Genomic DNA, 21708 nt, shown 5'->3' on the forward strand with positions numbered 1-21708 from the left:
TGTGGATAGATCTCTGTACACCTTAGTATTCAAGGTGTACAGAGGTTTGAAAGTCTGTGGTCATGTGGGTATGAGGCCCTTGGATAACCGGTTTAAGCCTGTGGGTAAAAGAGGTGCTTATCCACAGGCGGAGTTTTCCTCAGTTTTGAGGCCCTGTTATCAACCGGGCCTAAGGGCAGTTATTCACAGGGCTTAATCCACAGAAAAACCCCTGGCGAGGTAAATCGCGGCCACGGAAAAGCCGCCGAGGCCGATAAATTTCGCCAGCAAGTTCAGAAAATGATCAAGAAGGGAGAAGCACAGACAGGCGCCAATGGCCTGTCTGTGGATAACGGAGGGGTTATTTACCGATGCAGAAGCTGGAAAAGATCCGTCCGAGCAGATCATCGGAGCTGAATGCACCGGTAATCTCGCCCAAAGACTGTTGCGCCTGACGCAAATCCTCGGCCAGCAGCTCACCAGCGCCGGCATGGGTCAATTGCGCACGCCCGTGCTCGAGTGAGGCACTGGCATGGCGTAGCGCTTCCAGGTGGCGTCGGCGAGCGCTGAAGCTGCTTTCAGAGGTCTGCTCGTAGCCCATGCAGGCTTTGAGGTGATCTCGCAGCAACTCCAGGCCCTCGCCAGCGGACCTGGCGCTGAGGCTGATCGTCACGTGGCCATCCTCACTGACTTCCAGGGCGATGGCCTCACCGGTAAGGTCAGCCTTGTTGCGGATCAAGGTGACGTTGGCCGGATCCGGCCGCTGCTCGAGGAATTCCGGCCACAGGGCAAACGGATCCAGGGCTTCAGGGGCCGTGGCATCGACCACCAGCAAGACCCGATCAGCCTCGCCAATGGCCTTGAGCGCCCGCTCGACGCCAATCTTTTCGACCTGGTCATCGGTATCGCGCAAGCCTGCGGTGTCGACCACATGCAACGGCATGCCGTCGATGTGGATATGTTCGCGGAGGATATCCCGGGTAGTCCCGGCAATTTCCGTGACGATGGCCGCCTCACGACCGGCCAGCGCGTTGAGCAGGCTCGATTTACCGGCATTCGGCCGCCCCGCGATCACCACAGTCATGCCATCACGCAGCAATGCCCCCTGCCCGGCTTCACGCAACACGGTGGATAACTCGTCACGCACATTATCGAGCATCTTCAGTACATGCCCGTCCGCGAGGAAGTCGATTTCTTCCTCCGGAAAGTCGATCGCCGCCTCGACGTAGATCCGCAGGCTGATGAGTTGATCGGTCAGGTTATGTACACGCTGGGAAAAAGCTCCTTGCAATGAGCGCAACGCATTACGTGCGGCCTGCGCCGAACTGGCTTCAATCAGGTCGGCGATGGCTTCGGCCTGGGCCAGGTCGAGCTTATCGTTGAGGAACGCGCGTTCGCTGAATTCCCCCGGGCGCGCCTGGCGACAGCCCAATTGCAGACAGCGCTGCAGCAGCATGTCGAGGACGATCGGCCCACCGTGACCCTGAAGTTCGAGGACATCTTCGCCGGTAAATGAATTCGGCCCCGGAAAATACAGGGCGATCCCTTCATCCAGGACTTCATTGTGCTCACTGAAAAACGGACCGTAATGGGCATACCGCGGTTTCAGTTCACGGCCGCTGATGGCTTTCGCTGCGATGCTTGCCAGAGGCCCGGAGATACGGACGATGCCCACGCCGCCGCGACCCTGAGCGGTCGCAACGGCAGCAATGGTTTCACGAGGGACATTCATAAACCAATATCCAGACAAAAGTGACAGATAGCAAAACGCCCCACTAGGGGGCGTTTTGAGTGGTTATCCACAGAGTAGATCAGGCCGTTGCTTTCGCCGCCGCTTCAATCTTACGCGTGATGTACCACTGTTGGGCGATCGACAAAACGTTGTTCACTACCCAGTACAGCACCAGACCAGCCGGGAACCACAGGAAGAAGAAGGTGAAGATGATTGGCATCATTTTCATCACTTTGGCCTGCATCGGATCCGGAGGAGTCGGGTTCAGCTGCTGCTGGATGAACATGGTTGCGCCCATGATGATCGGCAGAATGAAGAACGGATCCTTGATCGACAGGTCAGTAATCCACAGCATGAACGGTGCCTGACGCATTTCCACGCTTTCCAGGAGAACCCAGTACAGCGAGAGGAAAACCGGCATTTGCACAAGAATCGGCAAGCATCCACCCAACGGGTTGATCTTCTCTTTCTTGTACAACTCCATCATCGACTGCGACATTTTCTGCCGATCGTCGCCATGTTGCTCTTTCAGAGCGGCCAGTTTCGGCGCTACTGCACGCATGCGAGCCATGGATTTGTAGCTGGCTGCCGACAACGGGAAGAAGATCCCTTTGATCAGCATGGTCAGGAAGATGATCGACCAGCCCCAGTTACCGACCAGCGCGTGGATATTTTGCAGCAACCAGAAGATCGGCTGGGCAATGAACCACAGAATGCCGTAGTCGACGGTCAGTTCCAGACCAGGGGACAACTGTTTGAGGATGTCCTGGCTTTTCGGACCGGCGTAAAGCGTAGCGGTGGTTTCAGCCTTGGCACCTGGCGCAACGGTCAACGCCGGGCCGGTGTAACCGATGATGTAGTTGCCTTTGCTGTCTTTACGGGTCTGGACGATGTTGTTCTCGCCCTTCGCCGGAATCCACGCAGTCACGAAGTAGTGCTGCAACCAGGCAACCCAGCCACCCTGAACGGTTTCTTTCAGCGCGGCCTTGTCCATGTCACCCATCGACACTTTCTTGTACGGCTCGTTACTTGTCCACAGGGCGGCGCCCAGGTAAGTCGCGGTGCCGGTGGCAGTGCTGGAAGAAGGATCGGAGCTGGCGTCACGCTTCAATTGCGCGAACATTGCACCGGACCAGGGCTGAGCGCTCTGGTTGTCGATGATGTAGGAAACGCCGACATCGTAGTTACCGCGTTGCAAGGTGAAACGCTTGATGTAGTTGACGCCGTCCTTGCTGAACTTCAGGTCGACAACCAATTGGTCCTGATCGTCAGCCAGTTGATAAGTCTTCTTCTCGGACGAGAACACCGGGCGACCCGTTGGGCTGGCATCCGGTCCATTGGTGCCGATCAGACCGCTTTGCGCCAGGTAGGTCCGTTCATTGCCGTTGTCGAACAGCTGGAATGGAATTTCCGGGTGATCCTGACGACGAGGATAAAGCGGCAGCTTCAGCTGGGCGATATCACCACCTTGTGGATCGACACCCAGATCGAGCACATCCGTTTTGATCTGGATGAGATCTTTGCTTACGGCGACCGGTGCTTCGGCGGGGGCGCTGGTATCGCTTGCCGCGCGAGGAATGTCGTCACTGACGGAAGCGCTATTACCAGTCTTCGTTTCCGGTAGGCCCGGAGCAGTAGAGCTGGCGGCAACATTCTGAGTCGGCAGGGCAGCCTGGCCATAGTCCTGGTTCCATTTAAGGACCATAACGTAGGTCACGATTGCCAGGGCGACGATCAGGATCGTGCGTTTAATATCCATGATTACTCGGCCATCGAAGAAGAACGGGAGGTAGGGATAGATGGAACCGGGTCATAACCACCGGGATTCCACGGATGACAGCGACCTAAACGACGAAAGGCCAGCCAGCCACCGCGCAGAAGGCCATGATTTTCTATGGCTTCATACGCGTAGCAGGAACAACGGGGGTAGAAACGACAGTGACTGGCCATCAGAGGACTAATGGCATAGCGATAAAACTGGATCGGAACGAGTGCCAGTTTACGCATCGGGACTGTCTACCCCTACAGTTTCGGTTTTGACTTCTGGTACCGGCTTGCTGCGTGCCAGACGCTTCCAGAGTTTGCCGAAATGCTGAATCAATTCGGGGTTTTCTACGTCACCCAAACCTTTGCGCGCGACGATAACGATGTCCCAGCCGACCAGAGAATCCTGGTGCAGGCGAAACGATTCGCGCATCAGACGTTTGAGGCGATTGCGCTCAACGGAGAGCTTTACGCTCTTTTTCCCGATCACTAACCCCAAACGGGGGTGATCAAGATCGTTATTTCGCGCAAGGAGCAGGAGATTTTTCCCCGGAACCTTGCCGGTGGGGGAGTCAAAGACTGCCTTGAAATGCCGGGGAGTCAGCAAACGCTTTTCCCGACTGAAGTCCTGACTCACCACCAGTACCGGATTATCAAACTGCCAGACGCGCACGACCTTTGGCGCGGCGACGCGACAGGACTGCGCGGCCGTTCTTGGTAGCCATGCGAGCACGGAAGCCGTGAGTACGGGCGCGTTTGATGGTGCTTGGTTGGAAAGTACGTTTCATGTCGTGTTACCTGGTTCGTCCACAACGGGCCGGAATGGCCCCCGTTTTAAGAGACCGGCGATTCTAGAGAAAGCAGGCCTCTAGGTCAATTTCCAACCAGCTTTTCCTTCAATTAGATCTCTGAGGGGTTTCGCCGTCTGCCAGGGACCACTAGATATAGAAATAAAGAAGGGAATTATTTAAAGCTTTTCTGTAATGCTTATAAAAGCTAGGGCCGGCATCTTCTGTGGATAAGTGCCTTTAGACCTTCTATCCCGCGCTGTACAGAGAATGATAACCATGCGGTAAAACGGTGTTCAGCCTGTGCTGCGCTGTCGGATAAGCTGTGTGTGGAATGGCATGTTATCCACAGGCAAGTTATCCACTGAGTTTACCCCCCACTTGTGCAACGAGCTCAGGCGGGCTTATCCACAGAGTTTATCCACATACCATTGGTCGCGTTTTTTTCGGTTAAGGCGTTGATTCTTCGTGCTCTCTGAGCAACCTACATGTGGATAAGTGGACGCTCGGTCGCTACAATGGCGACTGTTTTTGCCTCACCGGCTTTCAAACTTAGGGGATATCCGTGTCAGTGGAACTTTGGCAGCAGTGCGTGGAGCTTCTGCGCGATGAGCTGCCTGCCCAGCAATTCAACACTTGGATCCGTCCACTACAGGTCGAAGCCGAAGGCGACGAGTTGCGTGTTTACGCACCCAATCGTTTTGTTCTCGATTGGGTCAACGAAAAGTACCTGGGTCGCGTGCTCGAGTTGCTCGATGAGCACGGCAATGGCCTGGCACCTGCGCTTTCCTTATTAATAGGCAGCAAGCGCAGTTCGGCACCTCGTGCTGCACCTAATGCGCCTTTGGCGGCCGCGGCTTCTCAAGCGCAGGCTGCCGCCGCTCCTGTGGTCAATGCTCCGGCACCGAGTGCGCCTGCCAAACGGGCTATGCACAAGGCCGCAGAGGTCAGTGAAGAGCCTTCTCGCGACAGCTTCGACCCCATGGCCGGCGCCAGCTCGCAACAGGCCCCGGTACGCGCCGAGCAGCGCACGGTGCAGGTTGAGGGCGCGCTCAAGCACACCAGCTACCTGAACCGCACCTTTACCTTCGAGAACTTCGTCGAAGGTAAGTCCAACCAGTTGGCCCGGGCTGCGGCCTGGCAGGTAGCCGACAATCCCAAGCATGGTTACAACCCGCTGTTCCTTTATGGCGGCGTTGGCTTGGGTAAAACTCACTTGATGCACGCTGTGGGTAACCACCTATTAAAGAAGAACCCGAATGCCAAGGTCGTGTACCTGCATTCCGAGCGCTTCGTGGCGGACATGGTCAAAGCGTTGCAGCTCAACGCAATCAACGAATTCAAGCGCTTCTACCGTTCGGTCGATGCACTGCTGATCGATGACATCCAGTTCTTCGCCCGCAAGGAACGTTCCCAGGAAGAATTCTTCCACACGTTCAACGCACTGCTTGAAGGTGGCCAGCAGGTCATCCTCACCAGTGACCGTTATCCTAAAGAAATCGAAGGCCTTGAAGAGCGCTTGAAGTCGCGCTTCGGCTGGGGGTTGACGGTGGCCGTGGAGCCGCCGGAACTTGAAACCCGGGTTGCGATTCTGATGAAGAAGGCAGACCAGGCCAAAGTCGATCTGCCCCATGATGCTGCGTTCTTCATTGCGCAGCGTATTCGCTCCAACGTGCGAGAGCTCGAAGGCGCGCTCAAGCGGGTCATCGCCCACTCACACTTCATGGGCCGCGACATCACCATCGAGTTGATTCGCGAATCCTTGAAGGACCTGCTGGCGCTGCAGGATAAACTGGTCTCTGTGGATAACATTCAGCGCACGGTCGCCGAATACTACAAGATCAAGATTTCCGACTTGCTGTCCAAGCGCCGCTCGCGCTCGGTCGCACGTCCGCGCCAGGTAGCGATGGCATTGTCCAAAGAGCTGACCAACCACAGCCTGCCGGAAATCGGCGATGTGTTCGGTGGCCGAGATCACACCACGGTCTTGCACGCATGCCGCAAGATCAACGAGCTCAAGGAATCCGACGCGGACATCCGCGAGGACTACAAGAACCTGCTGCGTACACTGACCACTTGATGAACATCAGCGCAGCTTATTAAGGCAAGGGACTAGACCATGCATTTCACCATTCAACGCGAAGCCCTGTTGAAACCCCTGCAACTGGTCGCAGGCGTCGTCGAGCGCCGCCAGACCTTGCCGGTGCTTTCCAACGTGCTGTTGGTTGTCGAGGGCCAGCAATTGTCGCTGACCGGTACTGACCTGGAAGTCGAGCTGGTCGGTCGTGTGCAACTCGAAGAGCCTGCCGAGCCAGGCGAAATCACTGTCCCGGCGCGCAAGCTGATGGACATCTGCAAGAGCCTGCCAAACGACGCCCTGATCGACATCAAGGTTGATGAGCAGAAGCTTGTGGTGAAAGCCGGCCGTAGCCGCTTCACCTTGTCCACCTTGCCAGCCAACGATTTCCCGACGGTCGAAGAAGGCCCGGGTTCGCTGACCTGCAGCCTTGAGCAAAGCAAGCTGCGTCGTTTGATCGAACGCACCAGCTTCGCCATGGCTCAGCAGGACGTGCGCTACTACCTCAACGGCATGCTGCTGGAAGTGTCTGCCGGCATCATCCGCGCGGTCGCCACCGATGGCCACCGTCTGGCAATGTGCTCGATGCAGGCCGATATCGGTCAGCCTGACCGTCATCAGGTCATCGTGCCGCGCAAAGGTATCCTGGAGCTGGCACGCCTGCTGACCGAGCCGGACGGTCTGGTCAGCATCGTCCTGGGTCAACATCACATTCGTGCCACCACCGGCGAGTTCACCTTCACCTCCAAGCTGGTTGACGGCAAGTTCCCGGATTACGAGCGCGTGCTGCCTAAAGGCGGTGACAAGCTGGTACTCGGCGATCGTCAGGCGCTGCGTGAAGCTTTCAGCCGTACCGCGATTCTCTCCAACGAGAAGTACCGTGGCATTCGTTTGCAACTGGCCAACGGTCAGCTGAAGATCCAGGCAAATAACCCTGAACAGGAAGAAGCCGAAGAAGAAGTGGGAGTCGAATATAACGGCGGCCCGCTGGAGATTGGTTTCAACGTCAGCTACTTGCTTGATGTGCTGGGTGTGATGACCACCGAACAGGTTCGCCTGATTCTGTCCGACTCCAACAGCAGCGCATTGGTGCAAGAGTCAGACAACGACGACTCGGCTTACGTTGTAATGCCGATGCGCCTGTAAACATGTTCAGCAGAAGCTAGATGTCCCTCAGTCGCGTCTCGGTCACCGCGGTGCGCAATTTGCACCCGGTGACCTTCTCCCCTTCCCCCCGAATCAATATCCTGTACGGCGCCAACGGCAGCGGCAAAACCAGTGTTCTGGAAGCCATCCACCTGCTGGGGCTTGCCCGTTCATTTCGCAGTGCCCGTTTATTACCGGTCATTCAATATGAGCAAACGGCATGCACCGTATTCGGCCAGGTTGAATTGGCTGAGGGTGGCCACAGCGCGTTGGGAATTTCCCGAGACCGCCAGGGGGAGTTTCAGATTCGCATCGATGGGCAGAATGCTCGTAGCGCAGCGCAGTTGGCCGAAATACTGCCCCTGCAACTGATCAACCCTGACAGCTTCCGATTGTTGGAAGGTGCTCCGAAAATTCGTCGGCAGTTTCTGGACTGGGGTGTGTTCCACGTGGAACCCCGTTTCATGTCCACTTGGCAGCGCCTGCAGAAGGCCCTTCGGCAGCGAAACTCATGGCTGCGGCATGGTACACTTGACGCCGTTTCGCAAGCGGTTTGGGACAGGGAACTGTGCCAGGCCAGCGCTGAAATTGATGAATACCGCCGCGCCTATATCAAAGTCTTGAAACCAGTCTTTGAACAGACCTTGAGCGAACTGGTTGAGCTCGAGGGCTTAACGCTTAGCTATTACCGAGGTTGGGACAAAGAGCGAGAGCTGAGTGCAGTGCTCGCCACATCCCTGCATCGGGATCAGCAAATGGGACATACCCAAGCCGGACCACAACGTGCTGATTTGCGTCTTAGATTGGGCGCACACAATGCCGCGGACATCTTGTCCCGCGGTCAGCAGAAGTTGGTGGTCTGTGCATTGCGGATCGCCCAGGGGCATCTGGTCAGCCAAGCCCGGCGTGGCCAGTGTATTTATCTAGTGGATGACTTGCCGTCCGAACTGGACGAGCAGCATCGCCGCGCATTGTGCCGCTTGTTGGAAGACTTACGCTGCCAGGTGTTTATCACCTGTGTAGATCACGAATTATTGAGGGAAGGCTGGCAGACGGAAACGCCAGTCGCTTTGTTCCACGTGGAACAGGGCCGTATCACCCAGACCCACGACCATCGGGAGTGAAGGCATGAGCGAAGAATATACGTACGACTCAACCAGCATCAAAGTGCTGAAAGGCCTGGATGCCGTACGCAAACGTCCCGGTATGTACATTGGTGACACCGACGATGGCAGCGGTCTGCACCACATGGTATTCGAGGTGGTTGATAACTCGATCGACGAAGCTTTGGCTGGCCATTGCGACGACATCAGTATCATTATCCACCCGGATGAATCCATCACCGTGCGCGACAACGGTCGCGGCATTCCGGTAGACGTGCACAAAGAAGAAGGCGTCTCGGCAGCCGAGGTCATCATGACCGTCCTGCACGCCGGTGGTAAGTTCGATGACAACTCCTACAAAGTCTCCGGTGGTTTGCACGGTGTGGGTGTGTCGGTAGTGAACGCGTTGTCCGAGTTGCTGGTATTGACGGTTCGTCGCAGCGGCAAGGTCTGGGAACAGACCTATGTCCACGGTGTTCCTCAGGAACCGATGAAAATCGTCGGTGAGACTGAAACCACCGGTACTCAGATTCACTTCAAGCCATCCGATCTGACCTTCAAGAACATTCACTTCAGCTGGGACATCCTGGCCAAGCGGATTCGTGAACTGTCTTTCCTCAACTCCGGTGTCGGTATCGTCCTCAAGGACGAACGCAGCGGCAAGGAAGAGCTGTTCAAGTACGAAGGTGGCTTGCGTGCGTTCGTTGAATACCTGAACACCAACAAGACGCCGGTCAACCAGGTGTTCCACTTCAACGTCCAGCGTGAAGATGGTATTGGTGTAGAAGTCGCTCTGCAGTGGAACGACAGCTTCAACGAGAACCTGTTGTGCTTTACCAACAACATCCCGCAGCGCGACGGCGGCACTCACCTGGTGGGCTTCCGTTCGGCGTTGACCCGTAACCTGAACACCTACATCGAAGCGGAAGGTCTGGCGAAGAAGCACAAAGTCGCGACCACCGGTGACGATGCCCGTGAAGGGTTGACGGCGATTATTTCGGTGAAGGTGCCGGATCCGAAGTTCAGCTCCCAGACTAAAGACAAGCTGGTTTCTTCCGAAGTGAAGACCGCTGTCGAACAGGAAATGGGTAAGCACTTCTCTGACTTCCTGCTGGAAAACCCGAACGAAGCCAAGCTGGTTGTCGGCAAGATGATCGACGCTGCGCGTGCTCGTGAAGCGGCGCGTAAAGCCCGTGAGATGACCCGTCGTAAAGGCGCGCTGGATATCGCCGGCCTGCCGGGCAAACTGGCGGACTGCCAGGAAAAAGACCCTGCCCTTTCCGAACTGTACCTGGTGGAAGGTGACTCTGCTGGCGGCTCCGCCAAGCAGGGACGTAACCGCAAGACTCAAGCGATTCTGCCGCTCAAAGGTAAAATCCTTAACGTTGAGAAAGCCCGCTTCGACAAGATGATTTCCTCGCAAGAGGTTGGCACCTTGATCACTGCGCTGGGCTGCGGCATCGGTCGCGACGAGTACAACATCGACAAGCTGCGTTATCACAACATCATCATCATGACCGATGCTGACGTCGACGGTTCGCACATCCGTACCTTGCTGCTGACCTTCTTCTTCCGTCAGCTGCCCGAGCTGATCGAGCGCGGCTACATCTACATCGCACAGCCACCGCTGTACAAAGTGAAGAAAGGCAAGCAAGAGCAATACATCAAAGACGACGACGCCATGGAAGAGTACATGACGCAGTCGGCCCTTGAAGATGCAAGCCTGCACCTGAACGATGAGGCCCCGGGTATTTCCGGTGAGGCGCTGGAGCGTCTGGTAAATGACTTCCGCATGGTAATGAAGACCCTCAAGCGTTTGTCGCGCCTGTACCCACAGGAACTGACCGAGCACTTCATCTACCTGCCTGCGGTGAGCCTGGAGCAGCTGTCCGATCACGCCGTGATGCAGGATTGGCTGGCCCAGTACGAAGTCCGCCTGCGTACCGTGGAAAAATCCGGCCTGGTCTACAAAGCCAGCCTGCGTGAAGACCGTGAACGTAACGTCTGGCTGCCAGAGGTCGAACTGATCTCCCATGGCCTGTCGAACTACATCACCTTCAACCGCGACTTCTTCGGCAGCAATGATTACAAGACCGTCGTCACCCTTGGCGCTCAATTGAGCACCTTGCTGGACGAAGGCGCTTATATTCAGCGCGGCGAGCGCAAGAAGCCTGTCACCGAGTTCAAGGAAGCCCTTGAGTGGTTGATGGCCGAAAGCACCAAGCGCCACACCATCCAGCGCTACAAAGGTCTCGGTGAGATGAACCCGGATCAACTTTGGGAAACCACCATGGACCCAAGCGTGCGCCGGATGCTAAAAGTGACCATCGAAGACGCTATCGGTGCCGACCAGATCTTCAACACCCTGATGGGTGATGCGGTCGAGCCACGTCGTGAGTTCATCGAAACCAACGCTCTGGCGGTGTCCAACCTGGACTTCTGATCAGGTGTGACGTGCTGAAATAAAAAAAGGCCAACGCTAAGCGTTGGCCTTTTTTTGTTCAGTATTCGCAGACGTATGCAGTGTCTATCTGGACGCCAAGATCGCAGCTTGCGGCAGCTCCTACGAGATAGGGTAATCGCGAAATGTGTGGCGTGCTCGGTCCTGTAGGAGCTGCCGCAGGCTGCGATCTTTTGATCTTTTTGCGTGCTAGCGCTCTTTTCACCAGGCAGAAAAAAACCGGCTATAAAAGCCGGTTTTTTTATCGTCGCAAAAAACTTATGCACGGTTTTCGTTATTTTATGTTCTTAAGAAATATATATATAAATCATAATCTTACAGTTGAAATTTGACGTTTTTGAACGAAGTTGCACACAGGTTATCCACAGAATCTCAGATGGCCACTTTTTCCGGTTCCGCAGTGATAGGCGGCAAGGACCCCATGTTCCGCTGAGTCTGCTCGTTCCAGGCGGCAGCCCGGTCATTGAGCTCGGCGATAGCACGGGGTCCGGTGCCTGCGGCATACATCGGCGCGCCGATCACCACGGTGATGGTGCCGGGCTTTTTAGCCCAGCCAGCCTTCGGCCAGAACTTGCCGGCGTTGTGCGCAATGGGCAGAACCGGCAATGCAGCGTTGACCGCCAATGCGGTACCACCACGTGAGAATTTTCCGATCTTGCCGAACGGAACCCGCGTGCCTTCCGGAAAGATCAGGACCCAGACGCCATCCTTGAGCAGTTCGTCGCCCTTCTTTGCCACATGCTTGAGCGCCGCCTTGGGGTTGTCACGGTCAATGGCGATCGGTCGCAGCATGGCCATCGCCCAACCGAAGAACGGCACATAGAGCAGTTCGCGCTTGAGCACCTGGCTCAAGGGCTCGAAGTAGGCCGACAGAAAGAATGTCTCCCAGGTGCTCTGGTGGTTCGACAGAATCACGCACGGCTGATCAGGCACGTTCTCGGCGCCTTGTACTTCATAGCGAATACCGAGGAACACCTTGCTCAGCCACAGCGCACAACGGCACCAGTACACGTTGATAAAACGATAACGGGCCTTGAACGGTAAAAAAGGTGCAATAAAAAAGCTCAGGCTGCACCAGAGCAACGAGGTGGTGCCCAGCAGCAGGTAAAAGAAAAAAGTCCGGATTGCCTGCAAGATCGACATAGCGGCATTTGCCTATTAAAAGCGCACTCCCGAACTGTCCTTGGTCAGGATGTCGTCAGAAGAGCTTTAATTGTGGATAAGTTCAGCGGCAACTGCCGCCAGATCGTCAAAAATCAAGGTGCCTACCGGTAGGGTTTTACCCAGAGTCTTTTCGCCTTTACCGGTTTTTACCAAAACTGGCTGACAGTCGACGGCTTTTGCGGCTTCCAGGTCACCGAGAGTGTCGCCGACAAACCATAGGTTGGTCAGCGCCACGTCGTAATGAGCGGCAATGGTTTTCAGCATGCCGGGTTTGGGCTTGCGGCATTCGCAGCCATCATCCGGCCCGTGAGGGCAATAAACGATGAGCCCGACTTCTCCGCCCTGCTCCGCTACTAGCGAGCGCAAACGCGCGTGCATGGCGTCCAGGATGGCGATGTCGTAATAGCCGCGAGCAATGCCCGACTGGTTGGTAGCGACGGCTACCGTCCAGCCGGCTTTGCTCAACTGCGCGATGGCTTCGATCGAGCCGGGAAGCGGAATCCACTCCTCCACTGACTTGATGTAAGCGTCGGAGTCGTAATTGATCACCCCGTCCCGATCGAGAATCAGCAGTTTCAAACTCCGCCCCTTAAACAATCAGCCCAACAGCGAAATATCGGCGACACCGAGGAACAGCCCACGCAGACGCGCCAGCAACGCATAACGGTTGGCACGTACCTTGGCATCTTCAGCGTTGACCATCACTGCTTCAAAGAACGCATCGACCGGCTCGCGCAGCGCTGCCAGACGTGCCAGCGATTCGCTGTACTGACGCGCCGCAGCCATTGGCTGGACCGCCTGATCAGCCTGCTGGATCGCCGAGTACAGCGAAAACTCGTTGGCGTTGTCGAAGTACTTGGCTTCGACGATGCTCGGGATCGTGCCTTCGGCCTTGCTCAGCAGGTTCGATACGCGTTTGTTCACCGCCGCCAGTGCCGCGGCTTCCGGCAATTTGCGGAACGCCTCGACGGCTTGCACGCGTTGATCGAAGTCCAGTGCCGAACCCGGTTTCAGGGCGCGAACCGACAGGTAAGTGCCCACATCCACGCCTTCGTCTTCGTAACGTGCACGCAGACGGTCGAAGACGAACTCCAGCACCAGGTCGGCCAGACCGGCCGCTTTGACCTTGGCGCCGAATGCGTTGACGGCGAACGCCACCGCTTCGGTCAGGTCCAGATCGAGCTTCTTGTCGATCAGGATCCGCAGTACGCCAAGGGCAGCACGGCGCAAGGCGTACGGGTCTTTGCTGCCGGTCGGCAGCATGCCGATACCGAAAATACCCACCAGGGTGTCGAGCTTGTCGGCGATCGCCACGGCCGCACCGGTAACAGTGGTCGGCAGTTCAGCGCCGGCACCGCGCGGCATGTATTGCTCGTTCAGCGCCAGGGCCACGTCTTGCGGCTCGCCGTCGTTGAGGGCGTAGTAGTAACCGGCGACACCTTGCATCTCCGGGAACTCACCGACCATCTCGGTCGCCAGGTCGCACTTGGACAGCAGGCCGGCGCGAGCTGCACGGGTTGCGTCGCCGCCGATGCGTTGAGCGATGAATGCTGCCAGTTTGGAAACCCGCTCGGCTTTGTCGAACACACTGCCCAGTTTTTCCTGGAACACCACGTTCTGCAGGCGCAGGTTGAAGCTCTCGAGTTTCTGCTTCTTGTCTTGCTTGAAGAAGAACTCGGCATCGGTCAGACGCGGGCGAACCACCTTCTCGTTACCCGAGATGATCTGCTGCGGGTCTTTGCTTTCGATGTTGGCCACAGTGATGAAGCGTGGCAGCAACTTGCCGTCGGCATCCAGCAGGCAGAAATACTTCTGGTTGTCCTGCATGGTGGTGATCAGGGCTTCCTGCGGCACCTCGAGGAACCGCTCTTCGAACGAACAGACCAGCGGCACCGGCCATTCCACCAGCGCGGTCACTTCGTCGAGGAGGCTCGGCGGCACGATCGCCGTACCTTCCTGCAGCGCCGCCAACTCGGCAGTGCGCTTGCTGATCAGCTCGCGACGCTCGTTGGAGTCCGCCAGCACGTAAGCCGCGCGCAGGTCTTGCAGGTAGTTGGCCGGCGCGGTGATACGCACGCTTTCCGGGTGATGGAAGCGGTGCCCACGGGAGTCACGACCGGCTTTCTGGGCGAGAATGGTGCAATCGATGACCTGGTCACCGAGCAGCATGACCAGCCACTGGGTCGGGCGAACGAACTCTTCCTTGCGCGCGCCCCAGCGCATGCGCTTGGGAATCGGCAGGTCGTTAAGAGAATCTTCGACGATGGTCGGCAGCAGACTGGCGGTCGGCTTGCCTTCGATGCGCTGGCTGTAGCGCAGTTTCGCGCCGCTCTGATCGATTTCGCTCAGATCAACCCCGCACTTCTTGGCGAAGCCCAGGGCGGCCTGGGTCGGATTGCCTTCGGCATCGAACGCCGCCTGACGTGGCGGGCCATCGAGGTTGATACTGCGATCCGGCTGGTGAGTGGCCAGTGCAGTGATCAACACGGCCAGACGACGCGGCGCGGCGTAGACGGTTTTGGTCTCGTAGTTCAGGCCAGCGGCTTGCAGGCCTTTGTCGATACCGGCGAGGAACGCCTCAGCCAGAGTATTCAGGGCTTTGGGTGGCAGTTCTTCGGTGCCCAGTTCAACCAGAAAATCTTGAGCACTCATTGTGCAGCCTCCAGCTTAGCCAACACTTCATCACGCAGATCCGGGGTCGCCATCGGGAAGCCCAGCTTGGCGCGAGCCTGCAGATAGGCCTGCGCCACGGAACGCGCCAGGGTGCGTACACGCAGAATGTATTGCTGACGCGCAGTGACCGAGATCGCCCGGCGAGCATCCAGCAGGTTGAAAGTGTGCGAAGCCTTGAGGACCATTTCGTAGCTTGGCAGCGGCAACGGCTGCTCGAGTTCGATCAAACGCTTGGCTTCGCTTTCATAGAAGTCGAACAGCTCGAACAGCTTCTCGACGTTGGCCTGCTCGAAGTTGTAGGTCGACTGCTCCACTTCGTTCTGGTGGAACACGTCGCCATAGGTCACCTTGCCGAACGGGCCGTCAGCCCAGACCAGGTCGTAGACCGAGTCCACGCCCTGCAGGTACATGGCCAGACGCTCGAGACCGTAAGTGATTTCGCCGGTCACCGGGTAGCACTCGATGCCCCCCGCCTGCTGGAAGTAAGTGAACTGAGTCACTTCCATGCCGTTGAGCCAGACTTCCCAGCCCAGACCCCAGGCACCGAGGGTCGGCGATTCCCAGTTGTCTTCGACGAAGCGGATGTCGTGCACCAGCGGGTCGAGACCGACGTGCTTGAGCGAGCCCAGGTACAGTTCCTGGAAATTGTCCGGGTTTGGCTTCAATACCACCTGGAACTGGTAGTAGTGCTGCAAACGGTTCGGGTTTTCGCCGTAGCGGCCATCAGTCGGACGCCGACTGGGCTGCACATAAGCGGCGTTCCAGGTTTCCGGGCCGATGGCCCGCAGGAATGTGGCGGTGTGGAAAGTGCCGGCGCCTACTTCCATATCGTAGGGCTGAAGTACCACACAACCTTGCTCGGCCCAGTATTGCTGGAGGGCGAGGATCAAGTCTTGGAAGGTACGCACGGCTGGCGTAGGCTGGCTCACGAAATTCCCCTGTTTCTTGGGCTGCGATTTAAAGAGCGGGAGTATACCCGATTCGTTCGTGCACACGCCCCCTGGAGCCTTATGCCACGCTGCTTTTGGTGTTCCGAAGATCCGCTGTACATGGCTTATCACGATCAGGAGTGGGGCGTGCCGCTACGCGATGCGCAGCGCTTGTTCGAGTTGCTTTTGCTTGAAGGGTTCCAGGCCGGCCTATCGTGGATCACTGTGCTAAGGAAACGCGAGCGTTATCGTGAGGTGCTGTTTGGTTTCGACGTACAGCGCGTGGCACAGATGAGCGATGCGGAAATCGATGAACTGATGCTCGATCCGGGGATCATCCGCAATCGCCTGAAACTCAACGCCGCCCGGCGCAATGCCCAAGCCTGGTTGGCGCTGGAGGATCCGGTGGAGTTTCTCTGGTCCTTCGTCGGTGGCGCTCCGAAGATCAATCATTTCAAGGATCGTAGCGAAGTACCGGCCGTGACGGCGGTCGCTGTGGAGATGAGCAAAGGTCTGAAAAAGGCCGGTTTCACCTTCGTCGGTCCGACCATTTGCTATGCGCTGATGCAGGCCTCGGGCATGGTCATGGACCACACCCGGGATTGCGATTGCTACGCGACCCTGGCGAACGGCGGTTAGAATAGCCGCCTCGCGCACAGCACAAGATCAGGAGTGACCTGTGGATAAGTTAAAAGGCGTCTTGCTGGTAGGCGCTCTACGGGTGTTTGCCCTGCTCCCATGGTGGGCAGTGCAGGCAGTCGGCTCGGCCCTTGGCTGGGCGATGTGGAAAACCCCTAACCGTTCCCGCGATGTGGTGCGGATCAACCTGGCCAAGTGCTTCCCGGAAATGGATCCGGCCGAGCGCGAGCGTTTGGTCGGCCAGAGCCTGAAAGACATCGGCAAGTCCCTCACCGAAAGCGCCTGCGCCTGGATCTGGCCCGCCCAGCGCTCCATCGATCTGGTGCGGGAAGTCGAAGGCCTCGACGTGCTTAAAGAGGCGTTGGCCTCAGGCAAAGGGGTTGTCGGTATCACCAGCCACCTCGGCAACTGGGAAGTGTTGAACCACTTCTATTGCAGCCAGTGCAAACCGATCATTTTCTATCGACCACCCAAGCTCAAGGCGGTGGACGACTTGCTGCGCAAGCAGCGGGTGCAATTGGGCAACCGCGTCGCCGCGTCCACCAAGGAAGGCATCCTCAGTGTGATCAAGGAAGTGCGCAAAGGGGGGGCAGTGGGTATCCCGGCTGACCCGGAACCGTCCGAATCGGCCGGGATTTTCGTGCCGTTCTTTGCCACTCAAGCGCTGACCAGCAAATTCGTCCCGAACATGCTCGCCGGTGGCAAAGCCGTCGGGGTGTTCCTGCATGCCCTGCGCCTGCCCGACGGTTCGGGTTACAAAGTGATCCTCGAAGCCGCACCGGAGGCGATGTACAGCACCGATACCGAGACTTCATGTGCGGCAATGAGCCAGGTCGTCGAGAAATACGTGCGCGCTTATCCAAGCCAGTACATGTGGAGCATGAAGCGCTTCAAGAAACGTCCGCCGGGCGAGGAGCGCTGGTACTGAGGCATTTCTGTGGATGACCCTGGAAAAAAGATCAAAAGATCGCAGCCTGCGGCAGCTCCTACAGGGTTATCCACAACCGTTCAATCGAGGGCGCAACAGATCATTTCGCCTGACGATCAAGCTTCTTCAAAAATACCGTCATTTCTTTCTCCGCCTGTTTGTCGCCATGCCCGCGTGCCGCTTCGAGCCCTTGCTCCCAGGCGTGGCGGGCAGCTGGATAATCAGCCAGCGCCTGATGCGCCTTGCCAAGCAGCTTCCAGGCCGCGGAATACTTCGGATCGAAGTCGACACAGCGCTGAAAATGCTCGGCCGCCTTGGCGTTCTCGCCCAAATCCAGATAACCCTTGCCCAGGCCGAAGCGCAGCAGCGAGTTATCCACACCCTTGGCGAGCATTTTTTCCAGGGATTCGAGCATCGGTGGATTCCTTCTAAGGGTTCATCAGCAGCAATTGTGGGTTTTCAAGATAGCTATCGCGAGCAAGCTCGCTCCCACGGTGGATTTCTTCCGTACACAAAATCTGTGTCCACTGAAGAACTAATGTGGGAGCGAGCTTGCTCGCGATGAGGCCAGACCAGCCAGCGCAGATTCAGGATCAGAAGAAGCTCAAGCCCACATGAAACAGCTTTTCCACATCGCGAATATGCTTTTTATCCACAAGGAACAGAATCACGTGGTCACCGGCCATGATCACCGTGTCATCGTGGGCGATGATGACTTCTTCGTCACGGATGATCGCACCGATCGTCGTACCCGGTGGCAGGCCGATGTCTTCGATGGTACGGCCGATCACTTTGCTTGATTTCGCATCGCCATGGGCAATCGCCTCGATGGCCTCCGCTGCACCGCGGCGCAAGGAGTGCACGCTGACGATATCGCCGCGCCGCACGTGGGCCAGCAAGGTGCCGATGGTCGCCAGCTGCGGGCTGATGGCGATATCGATGTCACCGCCCTGGATCAGGTCGACATAGGCCGGGTTGTTGATGATGGTCATGACCTTCTTCGCGCCCAGGCGCTTGGCCAGCAGCGAGGACATGATGTTGGCTTCGTCATCGTTGGTCAGCGCCAGGAAAATATCGGCGTCGGCGATATTCTCCTCCATCAGCAGATCGCGGTCTGATGCACTGCCCTGCAACACCACGGTGCTGTCGAGGTTGTCCGAAAGATAGCGGCAACGCGCCGGGTTCATCTCGATGATCTTCACCTGATAGCGGCTTTCGATGGCTTCGGCCAGGCGCTCGCCGATCTGTCCGCCACCGGCGATCACCACGCGTTTATAGCTTTCATCAAGGCGGCGCATTTCGCTCATCACCGCGCGAATATTCGCTTTGGCGGCGATGAAAAATACTTCGTCGTCGGCTTCGATCACTGTATCGCCCTTGGGCAGGATCGGTCGGTCGCGGCGGAAGATGGCGGCAACGCGGGTCTCGACATTCGGCATGTGCTCGCGCAACTGCCGCAGTTGGTGACCCACCAGCGGCCCCCCGTAGTACGCCTTGATCGCCACCAGCTGGGCCTTGCCTTCGGCGAAGTCGATGACCTGCAAGGCACCGGGGTGTTCGATCAGGCGCTTGATGTAGTTGGTCACCACCTGTTCCGGGCTGATCAGCACGTCGACCGGAATCGCATCGTTATCGAACAGACCGGCGCGGGTCAGATAAGCCGCTTCGCGCACGCGGGCAATCTTGGTCGGGGTGTGGAACAGGGTGTGGGCGACCTGACAGGCAACCATATTGGTTTCGTCACTGTTGGTGACCGCCACCAGCATGTCGGCATCGTCCGCACCGGCCTGACGCAGCACGGTCGGGAGCGAACCACGACCCTGAACGGTACGGATATCGAGCCGGTCGCCGAGATCGCGCAGACGTTCGCCGTCGGTGTCGACCACCGTAATGTCGTTGGCTTCACTGGCCAGGTGTTCCGCCAGCGAACCGCCGACCTGCCCTGCGCCGAGGATGATGATTTTCATCCAGTCACTCCCTTAAAACCGGTTAACCGCGCGCGGCGGCGATCTTGATCAACTTGGCGTAGTAAAAACCATCATGCCCGCCCTCCTGGGCCAGCAACTGGCGGCCATGGGGTTGCTTGATCCCGGCAGCAGGCTGCCCGAGCTGGCCGGCGATGTCGAGCTCGCGGGCGCCTGGAGTCCGGGCCAGAAAGGCTTCGATGACCTCGGTATTCTCGGTCGGCAAGGTCGAGCAGGTGGCATACAGCAGGATGCCGCCGACTTCGAGGGTCGGCCACAACGCGTCCAGCAGTTCACCCTGGAGCATGGCCAGGGCGGTGATGTCGTCGGGCTGGCGAGTCAGTTTGATGTCTGGGTGACGGCGGATGACCCCAGTGGCCGAGCAGGGTGCGTCCAGCAGGATCCGCTGGAACGGCTTGCCGTCCCACCAGGTGGCCGTATCGCGCCCATCGGCGGCAATCAGTTCGGCGCTCAGGCCAAGCCGCTGGAGATTTTCCCGTACCCGCACCAGGCGCTTGGCTTCCAGATCCACCGCGACCACGCTGGCCAGCGCCGGCTCGACCTCCATGATGTGGCAGGTCTTGCCACCCGGCGCGCAGCAGGCGTCGAGCACCCGTTGCCCGGGCGCCAGATCCAGCAGGTCGGCGGCCAGTTGTGCGGCTTCGTCCTGCACGCTGATCCAGCCTTCGGCGAAGCCTGGCAGGTTGCGGACGTCGCCCGGCTCGTCGAGGACGATGCCGTCCTGGCTGTAGACGCAGGCTTTGCCCGCCACACCGGCGTCGCTCAGCAACTTCAAATAAGCATCGCGAGTATGGTGGCGGCGATTGACCCGCAGGATCATCGGCGGATGGGCGTTGTTCGCCGCGCAGATAGCTTCCCACTCCTCAGGCCAGAACGCCTTGAGGGATTTTTGCAGCCAGCGCGGATGAGCAGTACGCACCACCGGATCGTGTTCCAGCTCGCTGAGCAATGCCTCGCTTTCACGCTGGGCACGGCGCAGCACGGCATTGAGCAGGGCTTTGGCCCAAGGCTTTTTCAGCTTCTCGGCGCAACCGACGGTTTCGCCGATGGCGGCGTGGGCCGGCACGCGGGTGTAGAGCAGTTGGTAGAGACCGACCAGCAGCAACGCCTCGACATCGGCGTCGGCCGCTTTGAAGGGTTTCTGCAGCAGCTTGGCCGCCAACGCTGACAAACGTGGCTGCCAGCGCGCGGTGCCAAAAGCCAGATCCTGGGTGAAACCACGATCCCGAAGCTCGACTTTATCCAGCTGCGTCGGCAATGAACTGTTGAGTGAGGCTTTACCGTTGAGTACTGCAGCCAGGGCCTTGGCGGCGGCCAGACGCGGGTTCATTGCGCATCCATCACTTGACCCAGAACGGTACCGACGGCGAATTTCTCGCGGCGGCTGTTGAACAAGTCGCTGAAGTTCAGCGCTTTGCCGCCGGGCAATTGCAGACGGGTCAGGCACAAGGCCTGCTCACCGCAAGCGACGATCAGGCCGTCCTTGCTGGCGCTGAGCACTTCACCCGGAGTGCCCTGGCCATCGGCGAGGTTCGCGGCGAGGATTTTCAGCGCCTCGCCATTGAGGGTGCTGTGACCGATCGGCCATGGGTTGAACGCGCGGACCAGGCGTTCCAGCTCGACAGCCGGACGGCTCCAGTCAATGCGCGCTTCGTCCTTGTTCAGCTTGTGGGCGTAGGTGGCGAGGCTGTCGTCCTGGGCTTCGCCTTCGAGGGTTCCTGCCGCCAAACCGGCAATGGCCTGGACCACGGCAGGCGGGCCCATTTCGGCGAGACGGTCGTGGAGGCTGCCGCCGGTGTCGTCGGCGCTGATCGGGGTGGTGACTTTCAGCAGCATCGGCCCTGTGTCCAGACCCAGTTCCATGCGCATCACCGTCACACCGCTCGTTGCGTCACCGGCTTCGACCGCACGCTGGATCGGCGCCGCACCGCGCCAGCGCGGCAACAGCGATGCATGGCTGTTGATGCAACCCAGGCGCGGAATATCCAACACCGCTTGCGGCAGGATCAAACCGTAGGCCACCACCACCAGCAAGTCGGGTTTGAGCGCTGCCAGTTCCGCCTGGGCCGCTGCGTCACGCAGGGTCGGCGGCTGCAGAACGCTAATGTTGTGCTGCTCGGCAAGTTGCTTGACCGGGCTCGGCATCAGCTTTTGCCCGCGCCCTGCCGGACGATCCGGCTGGGTGTAGACCGCCACGATCTCATACGGGCTGTCGAGCAAGGCCTTGAGGTGTTCGGCGGCGAATTCGGGGGTGCCGGCAAAGACGATGCGCAATGGCTCAGTCATGTGGATTCTCGGTTGAAAGCACTCGAAAAAGAAAAAGGCTTGCTACAGCAAGCC

At 58.2% G+C, this 21708-nt stretch carries 19 protein-coding genes; 6 read left to right on the plus strand and 13 right to left on the minus strand.

Features of this window, described 5'->3' with window-relative positions:
- Positions 1–340: 340 nt before the first annotated feature.
- The 5 genes from mnmE to rpmH all read right to left on the minus strand — a co-directional run bounded on the left by mnmE (position 341) and on the right by rpmH (position 4263).
- The gene (gene mnmE / locus F8N21_RS11170) at positions 341–1711 is read right to left on the minus strand and encodes a tRNA uridine-5-carboxymethylaminomethyl(34) synthesis GTPase MnmE (RefSeq protein ID WP_150642185.1); all 1371 of its coding nucleotides are present in this window, start codon (positions 1709–1711) and stop codon (positions 341–343) included.
- 79 nt (positions 1712–1790) lie between these two features.
- Positions 1791–3470 (minus strand): membrane protein insertase YidC, encoded by a 1680-nt coding sequence (gene yidC, locus F8N21_RS11175; protein ID WP_150642186.1) that lies wholly within the window; start codon positions 3468–3470, stop codon positions 1791–1793.
- A gap of 2 nt (positions 3471–3472) precedes the next feature.
- Positions 3473–3718: a membrane protein insertion efficiency factor YidD gene (gene yidD, locus F8N21_RS11180; protein ID WP_150642187.1), complete on the minus strand. Its 246-nt coding sequence runs from the start codon at positions 3716–3718 to the stop codon at positions 3473–3475.
- Entirely contained in the window at positions 3711–4112 is a 402-nt protein-coding gene (gene rnpA / locus F8N21_RS11185; RefSeq protein WP_042704971.1) for a ribonuclease P protein component, read from the minus strand. Before rnpA ends, yidD begins: the two co-directional genes overlap by 8 nt.
- Before the next feature lie 16 nt (positions 4113–4128).
- Complete coding sequence (rpmH, locus tag F8N21_RS11190; RefSeq protein ID WP_003213577.1) at positions 4129–4263, minus strand: 50S ribosomal protein L34; 135 nt, start codon at positions 4261–4263, stop codon at positions 4129–4131.
- A 565-nt stretch (positions 4264–4828) separates the two neighbouring features.
- Between rpmH and dnaA the strand changes: the two genes are divergently transcribed.
- From dnaA to gyrB, 4 genes are read left to right on the plus strand one after another with little or no spacing between them, the layout of a single operon-like run.
- Positions 4829–6343 carry a chromosomal replication initiator protein DnaA gene (gene dnaA, locus F8N21_RS11195; protein WP_150642189.1) on the plus strand — a complete coding sequence of 505 codons (1515 nt, stop codon included), beginning with the start codon at positions 4829–4831 and terminating at the stop codon, positions 6341–6343.
- Between the two features lie 39 nt (positions 6344–6382).
- Positions 6383–7486: a DNA polymerase III subunit beta gene (dnaN, locus tag F8N21_RS11200; protein WP_150642190.1), complete on the plus strand. Its 1104-nt coding sequence runs from the start codon at positions 6383–6385 to the stop codon at positions 7484–7486.
- A gap of 20 nt (positions 7487–7506) precedes the next feature.
- Complete coding sequence (recF, locus tag F8N21_RS11205) at positions 7507–8610, plus strand: DNA replication/repair protein RecF (RefSeq protein WP_150642191.1); 1104 nt, start codon at positions 7507–7509, stop codon at positions 8608–8610.
- Between the two features lie 4 nt (positions 8611–8614).
- Complete coding sequence (gyrB, locus tag F8N21_RS11210) at positions 8615–11032, plus strand: DNA topoisomerase (ATP-hydrolyzing) subunit B (RefSeq protein WP_150642192.1); 2418 nt, start codon at positions 8615–8617, stop codon at positions 11030–11032.
- 390 nt (positions 11033–11422) lie between these two features.
- Here the strand turns inward: gyrB and F8N21_RS11215 are convergent, their stop codons facing one another.
- The 4 genes from F8N21_RS11215 to glyQ form a co-directional block, all read right to left on the minus strand.
- Positions 11423–12193, minus strand: coding sequence for a lysophospholipid acyltransferase family protein (locus F8N21_RS11215; RefSeq protein WP_150642193.1), 771 nt, complete (start codon positions 12191–12193; stop codon positions 11423–11425).
- Between the two features lie 66 nt (positions 12194–12259).
- Positions 12260–12793, minus strand: a complete 534-nt coding sequence (gmhB, locus tag F8N21_RS11220) for a D-glycero-beta-D-manno-heptose 1,7-bisphosphate 7-phosphatase (RefSeq protein WP_150642194.1) — start codon at positions 12791–12793, stop codon at positions 12260–12262.
- Positions 12794–12811: 18 nt separating this feature from the next.
- The gene (gene glyS / locus F8N21_RS11225) at positions 12812–14866 is read right to left on the minus strand and encodes a glycine--tRNA ligase subunit beta (protein WP_150642195.1); all 2055 of its coding nucleotides are present in this window, start codon (positions 14864–14866) and stop codon (positions 12812–12814) included.
- Positions 14863–15816, minus strand: coding sequence for a glycine--tRNA ligase subunit alpha (glyQ, locus tag F8N21_RS11230; protein ID WP_150642196.1), 954 nt, complete (start codon positions 15814–15816; stop codon positions 14863–14865). Before glyQ ends, glyS begins: the two co-directional genes overlap by 4 nt.
- A gap of 81 nt (positions 15817–15897) precedes the next feature.
- Between glyQ and tag the strand changes: the two genes are divergently transcribed.
- Together tag and F8N21_RS11240 are read left to right on the plus strand one after the other, a co-directional pair.
- Positions 15898–16455, plus strand: coding sequence for a DNA-3-methyladenine glycosylase I (tag, locus tag F8N21_RS11235; protein WP_150642197.1), 558 nt, complete (start codon positions 15898–15900; stop codon positions 16453–16455).
- 40 nt (positions 16456–16495) lie between these two features.
- A complete protein-coding gene (locus tag F8N21_RS11240) occupies positions 16496–17383 on the plus strand; it encodes a lysophospholipid acyltransferase (RefSeq protein ID WP_150642198.1) in 888 nt (295 codons plus the stop codon).
- A gap of 100 nt (positions 17384–17483) precedes the next feature.
- On the opposite strand, the gene F8N21_RS11245 is transcribed toward F8N21_RS11240, so the two are convergent.
- The 4 genes from F8N21_RS11245 to fmt form a co-directional block, all read right to left on the minus strand.
- Positions 17484–17798 (minus strand): tetratricopeptide repeat protein, encoded by a 315-nt coding sequence (locus F8N21_RS11245; protein WP_150642199.1) that lies wholly within the window; start codon positions 17796–17798, stop codon positions 17484–17486.
- 178 nt (positions 17799–17976) lie between these two features.
- Positions 17977–19350: a Trk system potassium transporter TrkA gene (gene trkA / locus F8N21_RS11250; protein WP_150642200.1), complete on the minus strand. Its 1374-nt coding sequence runs from the start codon at positions 19348–19350 to the stop codon at positions 17977–17979.
- Positions 19351–19372: 22 nt separating this feature from the next.
- Positions 19373–20698 (minus strand): 16S rRNA (cytosine(967)-C(5))-methyltransferase RsmB, encoded by a 1326-nt coding sequence (rsmB, locus tag F8N21_RS11255; RefSeq protein WP_150642201.1) that lies wholly within the window; start codon positions 20696–20698, stop codon positions 19373–19375.
- Positions 20695–21654 (minus strand): methionyl-tRNA formyltransferase, encoded by a 960-nt coding sequence (fmt, locus tag F8N21_RS11260; protein ID WP_150642202.1) that lies wholly within the window; start codon positions 21652–21654, stop codon positions 20695–20697. Before fmt ends, rsmB begins: the two co-directional genes overlap by 4 nt.
- Positions 21655–21708: the final 54 nt, after the last annotated feature.

Origin of the sequence: Pseudomonas fluorescens, assembly GCF_902497895.1 — a bacterium.
Lineage (GTDB): Bacteria > Pseudomonadota > Gammaproteobacteria > Pseudomonadales > Pseudomonadaceae > Aquipseudomonas > Aquipseudomonas fluorescens_BP.